Source organism: Perlabentimonas gracilis, assembly GCF_011174675.1.
GTDB classification, from domain to species: Bacteria; Bacteroidota; Bacteroidia; order Bacteroidales; family Tenuifilaceae; genus Perlabentimonas; species Perlabentimonas gracilis.
The window spans coordinates 12,822-24,970 of the sequence record NZ_JAANIG010000009.1; the positions used below are offsets into that span (position 1 = coordinate 12,822).

The window sequence follows — 12,149 nt, forward strand, 5'->3', positions numbered from 1 at the left end:
CGCTGAAATGGTAATTCTTTTTAGTAATTTTGCGGAAAATAAATAAGGCGAGGTGTCAATTCTTTTCTTTATTTCCGTATTACTCCTGTTTCACTCGTACATCTTGTACCCTATCCTTTTGTGGCTGTTTGCAAGTAACAAAAGGCTCAACTATCAGCACTATACCCTTGATGATGATCTGCCCAGGGTGACAGTCGTTATGGCAGCACACAACGAGGAATCAGTAATTGAGTCGAAGATTATGAGTGTGCTCGCCACCGATTACCCCCTCGATAGGATTGAACTTATTGTTGGGTCCGATTGCTCCACCGATAGTACCCTCGCAATACTTAAAAACTTAGCCAGTAAGTTCCCTCAGGTAACCATTGTTGAGTTTGAAGAGAGACAAGGGAAAATTGCAATTATTAATCATCTTGTATCCATAGCTAATGCTCCTGTTATTATATCAACCGATGCCAACGTGATGTTTAACCCCACCACAATTTACGAGCTAGCAAAGTATTTTAAAGACCCAGAGATTGGCCTTGTGGACTCGCGGATGGTGAATAAAGGGTTGAGCAAAACGGGTATTTCCGTTCAGGAGAGTACCTATATTACCCATGAGGTGATGATAAAGCATCGCGAGGGATTATTGTGGGGAACTATGATTGGCCCCTTTGGTGGGTGCTATGCTATTCGTAAAGAGGTATTCTGCTCGCCCCCAAACAACTTTTTGGTAGATGATTTTTACATCAACATGAAGGTTATTGAACAGGGCAAAAAGTGCATAAACAACCTGAGCGCCTTGGCTACCGAGGATGTCTCCAACGAGTTGAAGGAGGAGTTTCGGCGGAAAGTTCGGATAGGAACGGGGAATTTCCAAAATCTTAAGCAGTTTGCAGGGATGCTTTGGCCTCTCTCAAGGCCAGTTGCATTTTCATTTTTTTCGCACAAGGTTATTCGGTGGTTTGGTCCCATACTACTGCTACTTATTTTGGTTAGCACCATCACGCTATCATTTAGGAGTGTTTATTTCCATGGAGTGCTTGTTGTAATTATTGCAGCGCTAGCCATTCCTCTTGTCGATTTTATTTTGAAATCCATTAGGATACACATATCACCACTACGTTTTGTAACCCATTTTTTTAGTATGAACTTGGCTCTACTGGTAGGGCTTATTAAATATTTTAAAGGAGTAAAAAGCAATGTTTGGCAACCAACCCAGCGAAATCAGTAAGTTAAATACCATTGATGAGGCAATTGCCGATATCAAAGCAGGTAAAATCATTATTGTTGTAGATGATGAAGATAGGGAGAATGAAGGCGATTTTGTAGCCGCAGCAGAGCTCATAACGCCCGAGATTGTTAACTTTATGGCTAAGCATGGCCGTGGCCTTATATGTGCCCCCCTTTCGGAGGAGCGATGCAAGGAGCTCGATCTCGATTTGATGGTAGGCACCAATACAGCACTACACCAAACCCCATTCACCGTTTCGGTCGATCTTATTGGGCAGGGATGTACCACTGGGATATCTGCATCCGATAGGGCGAAAACTCTAAAAGCATTGGTTGACCCTAATACCAAGCCTGAGGATCTAGCCCGGCCGGGTCACATTTTCCCACTGAAAGCTCGCGAAAAAGGGGTGCTGCGTCGTGCTGGACACACCGAGGCTGTGGTAGATTTATCCCGTTTGGCTGGGTTAAGCGCAGGTGGGGTGCTGGTTGAAATAATGAACGATGATGGCACTATGGCCCGCTTGCCTCAGCTTTTAGAGATTGCCCAAAAGTTTGATCTTAAAATCATATCAATTCAAGATCTGATTGCTTATCGCCTAAAGCTCGAAAGTTTAGTGGAAGTTGGCAAGCGGGTACAACTACCCACTGCCCATGGCAAGTTTGAGGCTGTTGCCTTTAGGCAAAAGTATCAGAATATTGAGCATATAGCCTTGGTTAAGGGAACCTGGGAACCCGACGAACCCATATTGGTAAGAATGCACTCTTCATGCGTAACAGGCGATATTTTCCACTCCAACCGATGCGATTGTGGAACCCAGCTGCATATGGCCATGGAGATGATAGAGAAGGCTGGCAAGGGAGTTCTAGTATACTTAAACCAAGAGGGTAGAGGTATAGGCCTTTTCAACAAGATTCATGCCTACAAGCTACAGGAAGAGGGACTCGATACCGTTGAAGCGAATGTTGAGCTGGGGTACCTACCCGATGAGCGCGATTATGGAGTGGGGGCAAGTATCCTACGCGAGTTAGGCGTTGGTAAGATGCGCCTCATGACCAACAACCCAATTAAGCGCAAGGGTTTGGAAGGTTACGGACTCGAGGTGGTAGAAAATGTGCCCATTGAGGTTCCTCCCATCGATGATAACGAGTTTTATATGCGCACAAAGCGCGATAAAATGGGGCATCATCTGATTTTGCTTCCCCCTTTTAAACCAAGTACCGATACAAAGTAGTATTGTGATGACACACGATGCCCAAAAGTTGAGAATACTATATATGGGAACCCCAGAATTTGCCGTGGAGCCCCTTAGGTTGCTAAATCAAGAGGGTTACACCATCGTGGGGGTGGTAACTGTTCCCGATAAACCAGCGGGTAGAGGGCAAAAGCTTCAGCAGTCGGCTGTAAAGCAGTATGCCCAAAGCTGTGGCTTACCCATATTTCAACCCGAGAGGCTTAAGGATCCTCAGTTTATTGATGAAGTGAAATCACTAAACCCCGATTTGGCCATTGTTGTGGCCTTTAGGATGCTGCCCGAGGTTTTATTGAGAATTCCTCGGTTTGGTACTTTCAACCTACACGCATCGTTACTGCCCAACTATCGTGGTGCTGCTCCCATAAACTGGGCGCTAATTAATGGCGATAAATCAACCGGTGTTACTACCTTTTTTATCGACAAGGAGATAGATACCGGAAATATTCTGTTACAGCGCGAAATAGCTATTGGTAGTAATGACACAGCAGGCGAACTCCACGATAATCTTATGGTAGTTGGTGCACATTTGGTGACGGAAACGGTTAGGGCAATTGCATCCGCAGAGGTAAAACCAACCCCACAGCAAAACCTTTTAGCCTCAATTGAGACAGTTAGCTCTGCCCCAAAACTTTTTAAGAATACTACCCGGATTGATTGGTCAAGATCGGCAGAAAAGGTGCATAACTTTATTCGAGGGCTAAGCCCATACCCCGCTGCATGGTGTGAACTTATAGGTACAAATAGCGATGCGGTGGGTGTAAAGATTTTCCGTAGCGAGATAAGCGAAAACGATAAACCCTCCGAGTCAGGTAAAATTTTCACCGATGGCAAAACATACCTGGAGGTTGGTTGTGGAGCAGGAAGGATCAGGTTGCTTGAACTGCAGCTTGCAGGTAAACGCAAATTATCCGTAACCGATTTCCTTAAAGGATATCGGGATGTTGAGCAATCGGTTTTTAAGTAGTTTCCCTTGTATTAAAGCTTTGGTTTACGGCCCCTAAGGAAAACTTTTTCACCAGCTTCAGGTACATAGTCTTCGTCCACTCTATTTCTGTAGTATAGCGATTTTAGCCTAATCCCATACATCTGGGAGATATCGTAAAGAGTTTCTCCCTCTTCAACAACATGCAGCGGATGGTTTGGCTCCGCTCTCCGTCGTTTGGGTTGGATATACAGTTCTTGTCCTACAGTAAGCTTCTCATCTCTATCTATATCGTTGTACTTAGCCAGCTGCCAAGGCATTAAATCCATCTCCTTGGTAATGCTCTGGTACGAATCGTCCTCCTTAGCTTTAATGAACTTTATCCTATTACGTACGTAAATTTTCCGTTGGTTGTATATATCGATATTATAGCTGCCTGGGTCAAGCAGTTCGCCCATACCTAGGGTGGGCGATTCAATTTTTATATCAACACCCCTGTCTAGTAGATATAGTTTTTCCTCTTCAATTATACGTATCAGCTTGGATGGGTAGTTTGGGTCTGTGGCGTAGCCGGCTTTTCTTAACCCGTGTGCCCAACCTTTATAGTCGGTTGGATCAAGATCGAAAAGAAATGCATATCGACGAGCACCTCTTAAAAACTCGGAGTGATCTTGGTACGATTTCTCTGGGCTTCTGTACTTGCGAAAGCATTCGCCTTTGGCGTCATCATCATGGTAAATACGAGGCCCAGTCCATGTGCTATGGCACTTAATGCCAAAGTGGTTATTGGCTTTTACTGCCAAAGTGCTGTTTCCAGCACCACTCTCCAGTATCCCTTGAGAAAGAATAATACTTGCAGGTACTCCATACTTTTCCATTTGGCCAATGGCCATTTTCTGGTACTGCTGAATATATTCTTGCCTTGTTGTTTGGGTATGTGCAGTAATTATGGCAATACAAAGGATATATGTTGTAAAAAGAATTTTTTTCACCAGCATACAATCAAAATATTTTGGTCAAATATAGTATCTCAAGTTCAGTTTACCTTACATTTTACATTTTTTAATTCTAAGATTAATTACCTAAAAGAGGGTTATATTGTGCTCAATAGCCAGCGTTATAGCGCTTAAAAGAGGTAACTTTAGGTTGCGTATGTAAAAAGTATTCGTTTCGATGGGTAATATGGGTTATTGCTTATGTAACCTATTGTATGGATTATACGATTACACATAAGTATCAGCTTTTTTGTATCTTTGGGGGACTCAAAAAATTGGGTCATAGCAAATTTAAATGCATTACAATGGCTAAAAGTAAAGAGTTATCATTTCAGTATAAAGAGTTCGAACGAATTGAGGATCTACCATTGGAACTCAAGGATCTTGCTAAAAAGGCCAAGGAAGCCCTGACAACCAGCTACTCACCATACTCTGAGTTTGCTGTGGGAGCAGCTGTATTACTCGATAATAGCGAGATTGTTTTGGGTAGCAACCAGGAGAATGGTGCGTATCCATCGGGGTTATGTGCCGAGCGTGTTGCACTTTTTTACGCTGGATCACAGTTTCCGGGAGTAGCAGTTAAGGCAATGGCTGTAGCTGCAAGCTTTAAGGGCACGCCAATTGCTGAACCTGTATCGCCCTGTGGTGCTTGCCGACAGGTAATGATAGAAACCCAGAACTTAGGAGGAAGGCCTTACACCATAGTAATGGTTGGCGAGAAAAGAATAATTGTGCTTGAAGATGCTAAGTTTCTGCTTCCTTTTACTTTTTCAAGTGTAAAAGAGGCCACTAAGTAGTTCTGTAACACAAAAAAAAACTGGCTTTTTGCTGAGTAACTTAATATCCCGGTAATGTGGGGTAAGGATACAATCGGTTTACTTTTTATTTGTTGCCTTATTGAAGCATGATCGGCAAAGAGGCTCATAGATATCGGTCTCGCCAAGCACTACAAGTTTATCAGTATCGGATAATCGGTGCGAATTTTGGGCAAGTGCCCCACACTTAACACAAATGGCGTGTACCTTGGTAACATACTCGGCGCAGGCCATTATTTGTGGAATGGGACCAAAGGGTTTACCCTTAAAATCCATATCAAGCCCGGCCACAATTACCCTTATCCCTTGGTCGGCCAACTTGTTGCATACATCCACAAGATTATTATCGAAGAACTGAGCCTCATCAATCCCAATAACATCAACATCCGATGCAAGCAGCAGGATATTGCCCGATGAGGTAACAGGCGTTGAGTGTATGGAGTTGGAGTCGTGCGATACAACCTCCTCCTCGGAGTAGCGCGTATCAATTTGAGGTTTAAAAATCTCAACCCGTTGCTTGGCAAACTTTGCACGTTTAAGTCTTCGGATTAGCTCCTCGGTTTTGCCCGAGAACATTGAGCCGCAAACAACTTCAATCCAACCCTTGCGGTTTGCACCGCCTAAGGAATTTTCAATAAAAAGCATAGTAATAAATCGAAATAATCTCGTTAGTTTTACAAAAGTAAGCAAATTCTTAATTTTGCAGACAGAATAATTTGAACTATGGGTAATAAGAATAATTTTAAATTAGTACTCGAGCGAATCATCGATGCTCAAGAGCTTCTAAAAGTAGGTATTGAGCGAGGATCACTATCGTCAATTGAACGCGATATATTGTTGGAAAAGCTTAGGGCTAGCTATGAGGTTATCCTTTTTGATAAGGATACAACAGCCAATCCCACACCTATACCGGAGCAAAACGGGCCTGTGGATGATAAGCCAAAAGTGCCCTCAGCGTCAAAAGCTGACGATAATATTTACAATGAGAAAGAGCCCAGCGATAAGGATGCAGTGCAGGAAGTGAAGAGCACCACTCCCGGAAATAAGCTCGAGAATGTTTTAGAAACAGAGGTGAAGTCACAAACCTCGCATCAAGAGGATTTTACTTTAGATGATGAACCCGAACCTAAACCTGATGCTGAGTTAAAGCAACAGGATTATGAAATAGGTAAGGAAGAGCCAGCACCGAGTATTTTGGATGTTGAGGTTGAGCCAGAGGGTAAGCAAATGGATAATAGCAATGGGAATGGGAATATTGAGAATGTATCAACCACACTGGCCGAAAAATTTCAAGGGAAAAAGAAGTTCCGTAACGAGATGCTCGGGGGAGGGAAAAAGGATATGGCTTCGCATTTAAAGAACAAGCCCATTGCCGACCTTACCAAGGCCATAGGAATAAACGACAAGTTCCTTTTTACCAAAGAACTTTTCAATGGCAATGCCGAGCTATACTCCAAGTCAATAAGGCAGCTCAATAGCTATACCGATATTAACGATGCCCTTATTTATATTCAGGAGAATTTTTCATGGGATGAGAATAACGAGGCTGCCAATCAGCTCATCGATTTAGTCCGTAGAAAGCTACTGCATGACTAGCAAGCTATACATAGTGCCTACGCCCATTGGGAACCTCGACGATATGACCCTTCGGGCCATTAAAGTGCTTCAGCAATCGGACATAATTCTTAGCGAGGATACTCGTACAAGCGGAGTCCTCCTTAAGCATTTTGATATAAAAGCACCACTCTGGTCGCATCATAAGTTCAATGAGCACCGCACGGTGGAGCAAATTGCCGAGCGTATTGCATCGGGGCAAACCATTTCGCTTATCTCCGATGCTGGTACCCCTGGAATATCAGATCCTGGTTTCCTGCTTATTCGAACCTGCATAGAGAAAGGCGTTGAGGTTGAATGCCTACCCGGTGCCACAGCTTTTGTTCCTGCACTAGTTTGTAGCGGTATACCCTGCGACAGGTTTGTGTTTGAAGGGTTCCTGCCCCAAAAGAAAGGACGAAATAAGCGTATTGAGGCATTACGAGATGAACCACGCACTCTGGTGTTTTACGAATCGCCTTTCCGCTTGGTAAAACTTTTACAGCAACTATTAACCATCCTAAACGAGGATCGTATTGCCAGCGTATCGCGCGAAATTAGTAAGCTGCACGAAGAAACAGTAAGAGGAACGCTAAGTGAACTTATTGCCCATTTCGAAGCAAAGGGCGTAAAGGGCGAACTTGTTGTTGTGGTGCAGGGAGCTCAATCCGAAAAGGTTTCTAATGATGACTAATATTCAATAGCTATGGAGGTACTAGGTATCGATGTTGGAGGCTCAGCTATTAAAGGTGCAATTGTAAATACCCTCACCGGCGAACTAACTGCCGAAAGGTTCAGAATACCCACTTCGCAGCCCGCTACTATTGATGAAACCGTTGAAACGGTGTGTAAGTTGGTATCGCACTTTAGCTGGAAAGGAAAGGTTGGTTTTGGATTCCCTGCGGTTGTGCAGAATGGCATTGTGAAAACTGCTGCTAATATCGATAAGGGTTTCATAGGTGTTGATATCAACAAGCTGTTTAGTAAGGCTACCGGTTGTGAGGTTAACGTGCTCAACGATGCAGATGTTGCCGGATACGCCGAGCTCAAATTTGGTGCAGTGAAAGATTTTAAGGGTCTAGCGATATTTCTTACCATTGGCACCGGCATAGGCTCTGCACTTTTTAGCAATGGCCAGCTTATACCCAATTCCGAGCTAGGTCACATCTACCTTAAGAATGGAAAAAAAGGGGAACACTTTACCTCCGACTCAGCCCGCAAGCGCGAAGAGTTGGATTGGGTAACCTGGGGTAAGCGTTTTAATAAGTATTTAATTTACTTGGAGCAGCTATTCTACCCCGAACTCTTTATAATTGGTGGTGGTACCAGCAAAAAGCTCGATAAGTTCGAGATGCACCTTGAAACAAACTGTCGCGTTGAGGCTGCAACGCTACTTAATAATGCGGGAATAGTAGGTGCCGCATTGCTTGCCTAGCTTTATCCAAAATTCTTACAAGTTTGATTACCGCATTTTGCGTACTATCTTTGTGCAAAAGCAAATCGTATGATAGCCTTTCCAAACGCCAAGATTAACCTAGGCCTTTATATTACCGAGAAGAGACTCGATGGTTTTCATAATATCGAAACCATATTTTATCCCATTTACACTCTGTGTGATATTTTAGAGATAATTCCTGCTGAGCATAACCATGAACCCATCGCTTTTAGCCAATCGGGTTTGTTGGTTGGTGGTAATCCTCAGGATAATCTATGTGTAAAGGCATACCATTTATTGGCCAAACACACAACATTGCCCAAGGTTGCTATGCATCTTCATAAGCAAATTCCAATGGGCGCAGGATTGGGTGGAGGTTCAGCCGATGGGGCTTTTGCCCTTAAGATGTGTAACGATTTGGCAGAAAATCCATTGTCATTACCGGAGTTAGAAAGTCTTGCCCTTGAGCTGGGAAGCGATTGCCCGTTCTTTCTGAAGAATATCCCATGCCTAGGGAAGGGGAGAGGCGAAATTCTTGAGCCCATCGATATTAAGCTAAATGGATACCTTATGCTAGTTAACCCGGGAGTACATGTAAACACGGGTAGGGCATACGCAAAGTGTACGCCTCGTTCTACTCCATTCGATTTGAATAATCTGGAGAGCCATTACCCAGTTACGTGGAAAGAACTTATTGCCAATGATTTTGAAAACATTGTGTTTCCTCAGTATCCGGTTATTGCTGATATCAAAGATAAACTTTACCAGCTGGGCGCCGTATACGCAGGTATGTCGGGGAGTGGTTCAACTGTTTTTGGACTATTTATTGATGAGCCAAGCATACCCCAAGAGTTCACCGGATATTACAATTCAATTCATGAAATGTAAGGAGATACAAATGGAGATTAGGAGAAAGTTTTGCCTTTTAATAGTTCTTTCCATATCAGTAGCTACTGGCCTTTTTGCTCAGTTCGACCCTATCCCAAGCCCCGATTGGATTGAAGAGCACAAGGATTCGTTGCGAAATGCACTGCTTACTAATAAGGATGTTGAGCCCAACTACGAGCACGCCATTCTCGCTGCACTAATGTATTACCCCAACCTCGAAGAGATTCACATCAACTTTAAAACTCGCAATATCACCACCACTATGGCTGCTATGCCTACCGTGGGTAGTATATTCCGAAAGCGTGAGAACCGACGCTATTCAATCCTTATAAACGAAACCAAAAATCGACGCAAAGCCCCGCTGCTTAAAAACGCTCCGTTTGAAGCACGAGTAGGCGTAATAGGCCATGAACTTGCACATATTGTCGATTACAATAGGAAAAGCTTTATTCGAATTATTGGGAATGGCATAGGCTATGTATTTAGCAATAGTTTTAAGCGCAACTTAGAGCATAAAATCGATAGAATAACCATAAACAAAGGGTTGGGCGAGGGGCTTTATGCCTTTAGGCTTTTTGTGGAGGATGAGGCCAATACCACCGAACGGTATCGCAAGTTTAAGGACAACATCTACATGAGCTCAACCGATATAGCCCAACTTATTGAGACTGTAGCCAATCTAGCCCACGAAGATTGAATTTGTTTTTGTGAGTTCTGAAAACCACAGTAAAACAGTATTTTAAAAATATCCAAAAAGAGATTTTAGTATTGTAGAATCTCTTTTTTTATTTATTTTTATTATCCTTTAGATTTCATTGAGAAGTATAATTTCATCTAACTATCATTAACAAACCATAACAGGTATGAACTTTTTCGTTAGTAACTTCATAAGCATTGTTGCTGCCGGAACGGCTGCAGCCATTATACTGAACAGTTTTTTTAAAAACTCTGTTTTCGTTAAGGTTGGTATTGTATGGCTAATCAATCTGCTTTTCTTAATGTTTACCATTGGGGTTAAGTACAAGTTTTTCGATGGGAACACGCCTGTAAACATCCTTATCACCATTGTTAATATTGCTTTTAGTGTAATGTGCTTCTACTATGGTTCCATTAAGGTGGTACGGCCATTGGCTAAGGCAGTTGAGCAGTTGAATGAGCTAGCCAATGGAAATTTAAGGGTTGATGTCGATACCCAGTGCGTTAACCCCAAGGTCGATTTAGGGCAGCTGGTTTGTGCTACTCAAAAGATAAAAGAGAATTTGGCAACGGTTGTTGGTGAGATAGAAGGCAATGTGGAGAAGCTTGCTAGTTCAAGTCAGCAGCTAAGCTCTGTGTCGCAGAAACTATCGGAGGATGCTCTTTCTGAGGCCTCTTCAGTTGAGGAGGTATCCTCATCAATGGAAGAGATGGCTGCAAATATTCAGCAGAACACAGAGAATGCTCAACGAACTGATAAGATATCGAGTAAGGTTTCGCAGGGTGTTAAGGAGGTGGGCTCGGCATCCCGAGAGAGCTTGGTCTCCATTCGGAATATTGCCGAGAAGATTAACATCATCAACGATATTGCTTTCCAAACCAATATTCTGGCGCTTAATGCCGCCGTTGAGGCGGCAAGGGCAGGTGAGCACGGCAAAGGGTTTGCCGTTGTGGCCGCCGAGGTTCGCAAGCTAGCCGAGCGGAGTAAGATTGCAGCCGACGAGATAGTGTCTCTGGCATCAAAAAGTGTTGACGTTACCGAGGGCTCTGCAAAGCTGTTAGATACCCTTATACCTGATATTGAGGAGACCGCTCGGCTTGTTCAGGAGATAACCTCCGCTAGTATGGAGCAATCGTCGGGGGCAGACCAAGTGAATAGCGCCATTCAGCAGCTTAACCAGTTTGTTCAGCAGAATGCGGAAACGAGTCAGCAAATGGCTGCAAGTTCCGAGGAACTTAAATCCTTTGCCGATAGGCTAAAGGAAACCATCCGATACTTCAACCTATACAATTAGATTGGTAACTGTGCTTAGGGACTAACTCTGATTATTGCCTTGTCTTCATCAGCTTAGCACAAATCTCATATTCCTCACGTTGGGTGTGGTAATCAAGTAGTTGGTCAAAAAAGTCTTGGTCACCAAACTTGGGATGGGCCTTGTTAAAAGCTAATTTACCTGTTGTGGTAATCTCAAAAAGCGATTGCTTCACCTTCTCAGCAAATTCGTTACTGGTAACGGGATGATCAAAGACCTTGGAACTTTGTTCTTTCTCATTCCCAACTGATGGTTCTGTGGGTTTGGGCGTTTGAAGTTTAGCGATTTCTCTACTCCTGTTCTTCGTATCGTGCTCACTCTTAATACTCTTGGTGGCCAGCCCACTCTCAAAACTTTTTATCGAATCGAGTAGCTGGGTATACTCTGGTATATCCTTATAGGTCCTCATAAAGGCCACAATCATATTCTGAATCTTAAGGTTTTCTGCATTCTCGCTTAATATCCTTTTGCTAACCGATTGTCTATTGGTGAGATTGTATGAGCGTTGATTCGAAAGAGGTTCATTAAGAATTTTTCTTATCTCTTTCTCGTTTGCTCTTATGGTGGCTAAATTATCGGTTACTCGTTGCCTAAGCGACTCTAAAAGTTGATTCATTAGTGCTATCATATGGGTAATTGATTTAAGTTTCTACTCTTCAAACTTTGACAATACAAACATATATCAACTTTAAAAAGTTCAAAAGAGTGAAAACACTGAACTTGTTAAGTATCGCTTGGGTAGGTAAAAAGGCGTAGATGATTTTGGACTAATCTATTTTTCGAGGAACTGATCAGAAACCCTTATTTAGAATTATCCTTTTTTAAACAAGTGACTAAGCGTATAATTAGTTGATAAAAAGGGAAATGCTATTTTCAACGTAGAGTTTTTTGGGCATAAAAATTTATGGAATTATTGCTTTTACCCATTTTTCTTATATTTGTACGCCAATAAAATTTGGCAATTAGTACGATTTACGGGATAAGTTCAGCAATGAGTAAAGATTGATAACTTATTCCGTTTGTT

Annotated in this window: 13 protein-coding genes; 10 read left to right on the forward strand and 3 right to left on the reverse strand. The window is 42.8% G+C overall.

Going from position 1 to position 12,149, the window contains the following annotated elements:
• Window positions 1-52 precede the first annotated feature (52 nt).
• The 3 genes from G8O23_RS05625 to fmt are packed head-to-tail and all read left to right on the forward strand — an operon-like array spanning window position 53 to window position 3,432.
• Window positions 53-1,216, forward strand: coding sequence for a glycosyltransferase (locus G8O23_RS05625; RefSeq protein WP_166362653.1), 1,164 nt, complete (start codon window positions 53-55; stop codon window positions 1,214-1,216).
• Window positions 1,185-2,447: a bifunctional 3,4-dihydroxy-2-butanone-4-phosphate synthase/GTP cyclohydrolase II gene (locus G8O23_RS05630; protein WP_166362655.1), complete on the forward strand. Its 1,263-nt coding sequence runs from the start codon at window positions 1,185-1,187 to the stop codon at window positions 2,445-2,447. The genes G8O23_RS05625 and G8O23_RS05630 overlap by 32 nt, the downstream gene beginning before the upstream one ends.
• Before the next feature lie 7 nt (window positions 2,448-2,454).
• Window positions 2,455-3,432 (forward strand): methionyl-tRNA formyltransferase, encoded by a 978-nt coding sequence (gene fmt, locus G8O23_RS05635; protein ID WP_235942252.1) that lies wholly within the window; start codon window positions 2,455-2,457, stop codon window positions 3,430-3,432.
• 11 nt (window positions 3,433-3,443) lie between these two features.
• Here the strand turns inward: fmt and G8O23_RS05640 are convergent, their stop codons facing one another.
• Window positions 3,444-4,388: a glucosaminidase domain-containing protein gene (locus G8O23_RS05640; protein ID WP_166362657.1), complete on the reverse strand. Its 945-nt coding sequence runs from the start codon at window positions 4,386-4,388 to the stop codon at window positions 3,444-3,446.
• Window positions 4,389-4,690: 302 nt separating this feature from the next.
• On the opposite strand from G8O23_RS05640, the gene G8O23_RS05645 reads away from it, so the two are divergent.
• Window positions 4,691-5,182 carry a cytidine deaminase gene (locus G8O23_RS05645; protein ID WP_235942253.1) on the forward strand — a complete coding sequence of 164 codons (492 nt, stop codon included), beginning with the start codon at window positions 4,691-4,693 and terminating at the stop codon, window positions 5,180-5,182.
• Between the two features lie 78 nt (window positions 5,183-5,260).
• Here the strand turns inward: G8O23_RS05645 and G8O23_RS05650 are convergent, their stop codons facing one another.
• Window positions 5,261-5,845, reverse strand: coding sequence for a thymidine kinase (locus tag G8O23_RS05650; RefSeq protein WP_166362661.1), 585 nt, complete (start codon window positions 5,843-5,845; stop codon window positions 5,261-5,263).
• A 78-nt stretch (window positions 5,846-5,923) separates the two neighbouring features.
• Here G8O23_RS05650 and G8O23_RS05655 point away from each other — a divergent pair, with 78 nt between their 5' ends.
• The 6 genes from G8O23_RS05655 to G8O23_RS05680 all read left to right on the forward strand — a co-directional run bounded on the left by G8O23_RS05655 (window position 5,924) and on the right by G8O23_RS05680 (window position 11,107).
• Window positions 5,924-6,796 (forward strand): hypothetical protein, encoded by an 873-nt coding sequence (locus G8O23_RS05655; RefSeq protein WP_166362663.1) that lies wholly within the window; start codon window positions 5,924-5,926, stop codon window positions 6,794-6,796.
• Entirely contained in the window at window positions 6,789-7,487 is a 699-nt protein-coding gene (gene rsmI, locus G8O23_RS05660) for a 16S rRNA (cytidine(1402)-2'-O)-methyltransferase (protein ID WP_166362665.1), read from the forward strand. Before G8O23_RS05655 ends, rsmI begins: the two co-directional genes overlap by 8 nt.
• A 12-nt stretch (window positions 7,488-7,499) precedes the next feature.
• Window positions 7,500-8,228, forward strand: a complete 729-nt coding sequence (gene ppgK, locus G8O23_RS05665; RefSeq protein WP_166362667.1) for a polyphosphate--glucose phosphotransferase — start codon at window positions 7,500-7,502, stop codon at window positions 8,226-8,228.
• 69 nt (window positions 8,229-8,297) lie between these two features.
• On the forward strand, window positions 8,298-9,116 hold the full coding sequence (gene ispE, locus G8O23_RS05670; RefSeq protein ID WP_166362669.1) for a 4-(cytidine 5'-diphospho)-2-C-methyl-D-erythritol kinase: 819 nt from the start codon (window positions 8,298-8,300) through the stop codon (window positions 9,114-9,116).
• The gene (locus tag G8O23_RS05675; RefSeq protein ID WP_166362671.1) at window positions 9,106-9,813 is read left to right on the forward strand and encodes a hypothetical protein; all 708 of its coding nucleotides are present in this window, start codon (window positions 9,106-9,108) and stop codon (window positions 9,811-9,813) included. Before ispE ends, G8O23_RS05675 begins: the two co-directional genes overlap by 11 nt.
• A gap of 166 nt (window positions 9,814-9,979) precedes the next feature.
• Window positions 9,980-11,107, forward strand: a complete 1,128-nt coding sequence (locus G8O23_RS05680) for a methyl-accepting chemotaxis protein (protein WP_166362673.1) — start codon at window positions 9,980-9,982, stop codon at window positions 11,105-11,107.
• Window positions 11,108-11,138: 31 nt separating this feature from the next.
• Here G8O23_RS05680 and G8O23_RS05685 read toward each other — a convergent pair whose 3' ends face one another.
• Window positions 11,139-11,741 carry a hypothetical protein gene (locus tag G8O23_RS05685; protein WP_166362675.1) on the reverse strand — a complete coding sequence of 201 codons (603 nt, stop codon included), beginning with the start codon at window positions 11,739-11,741 and terminating at the stop codon, window positions 11,139-11,141.
• Window positions 11,742-12,149 lie beyond the last annotated feature (408 nt).

Coding starts and splice junctions, on each gene's coding strand:
- G8O23_RS05630 (WP_166362655.1), top strand. CDS start 1,185: ATGTTTGGCAACCAACCCAGCGAAATCAGTAAGTTAAATACCATTGAT.
- fmt (WP_235942252.1), top strand. CDS start 2,455: ATGACACACGATGCCCAAAAGTTGAGAATACTATATATGGGAACCCCA.
- G8O23_RS05640 (WP_166362657.1), bottom strand. CDS start 4,388: ATGCTGGTGAAAAAAATTCTTTTTACAACATATATCCTTTGTATTGCC.
- G8O23_RS05645 (WP_235942253.1), top strand. CDS start 4,691: ATGGCTAAAAGTAAAGAGTTATCATTTCAGTATAAAGAGTTCGAACGA.
- G8O23_RS05650 (WP_166362661.1), bottom strand. CDS start 5,845: ATGCTTTTTATTGAAAATTCCTTAGGCGGTGCAAACCGCAAGGGTTGG.
- G8O23_RS05655 (WP_166362663.1), top strand. CDS start 5,924: ATGGGTAATAAGAATAATTTTAAATTAGTACTCGAGCGAATCATCGAT.
- rsmI (WP_166362665.1), top strand. CDS start 6,789: ATGACTAGCAAGCTATACATAGTGCCTACGCCCATTGGGAACCTCGAC.
- ppgK (WP_166362667.1), top strand. CDS start 7,500: ATGGAGGTACTAGGTATCGATGTTGGAGGCTCAGCTATTAAAGGTGCA.
- ispE (WP_166362669.1), top strand. CDS start 8,298: ATGATAGCCTTTCCAAACGCCAAGATTAACCTAGGCCTTTATATTACC.
- G8O23_RS05675 (WP_166362671.1), top strand. CDS start 9,106: ATGAAATGTAAGGAGATACAAATGGAGATTAGGAGAAAGTTTTGCCTT.
- G8O23_RS05680 (WP_166362673.1), top strand. CDS start 9,980: ATGAACTTTTTCGTTAGTAACTTCATAAGCATTGTTGCTGCCGGAACG.
- G8O23_RS05685 (WP_166362675.1), bottom strand. CDS start 11,741: ATGAATCAACTTTTAGAGTCGCTTAGGCAACGAGTAACCGATAATTTA.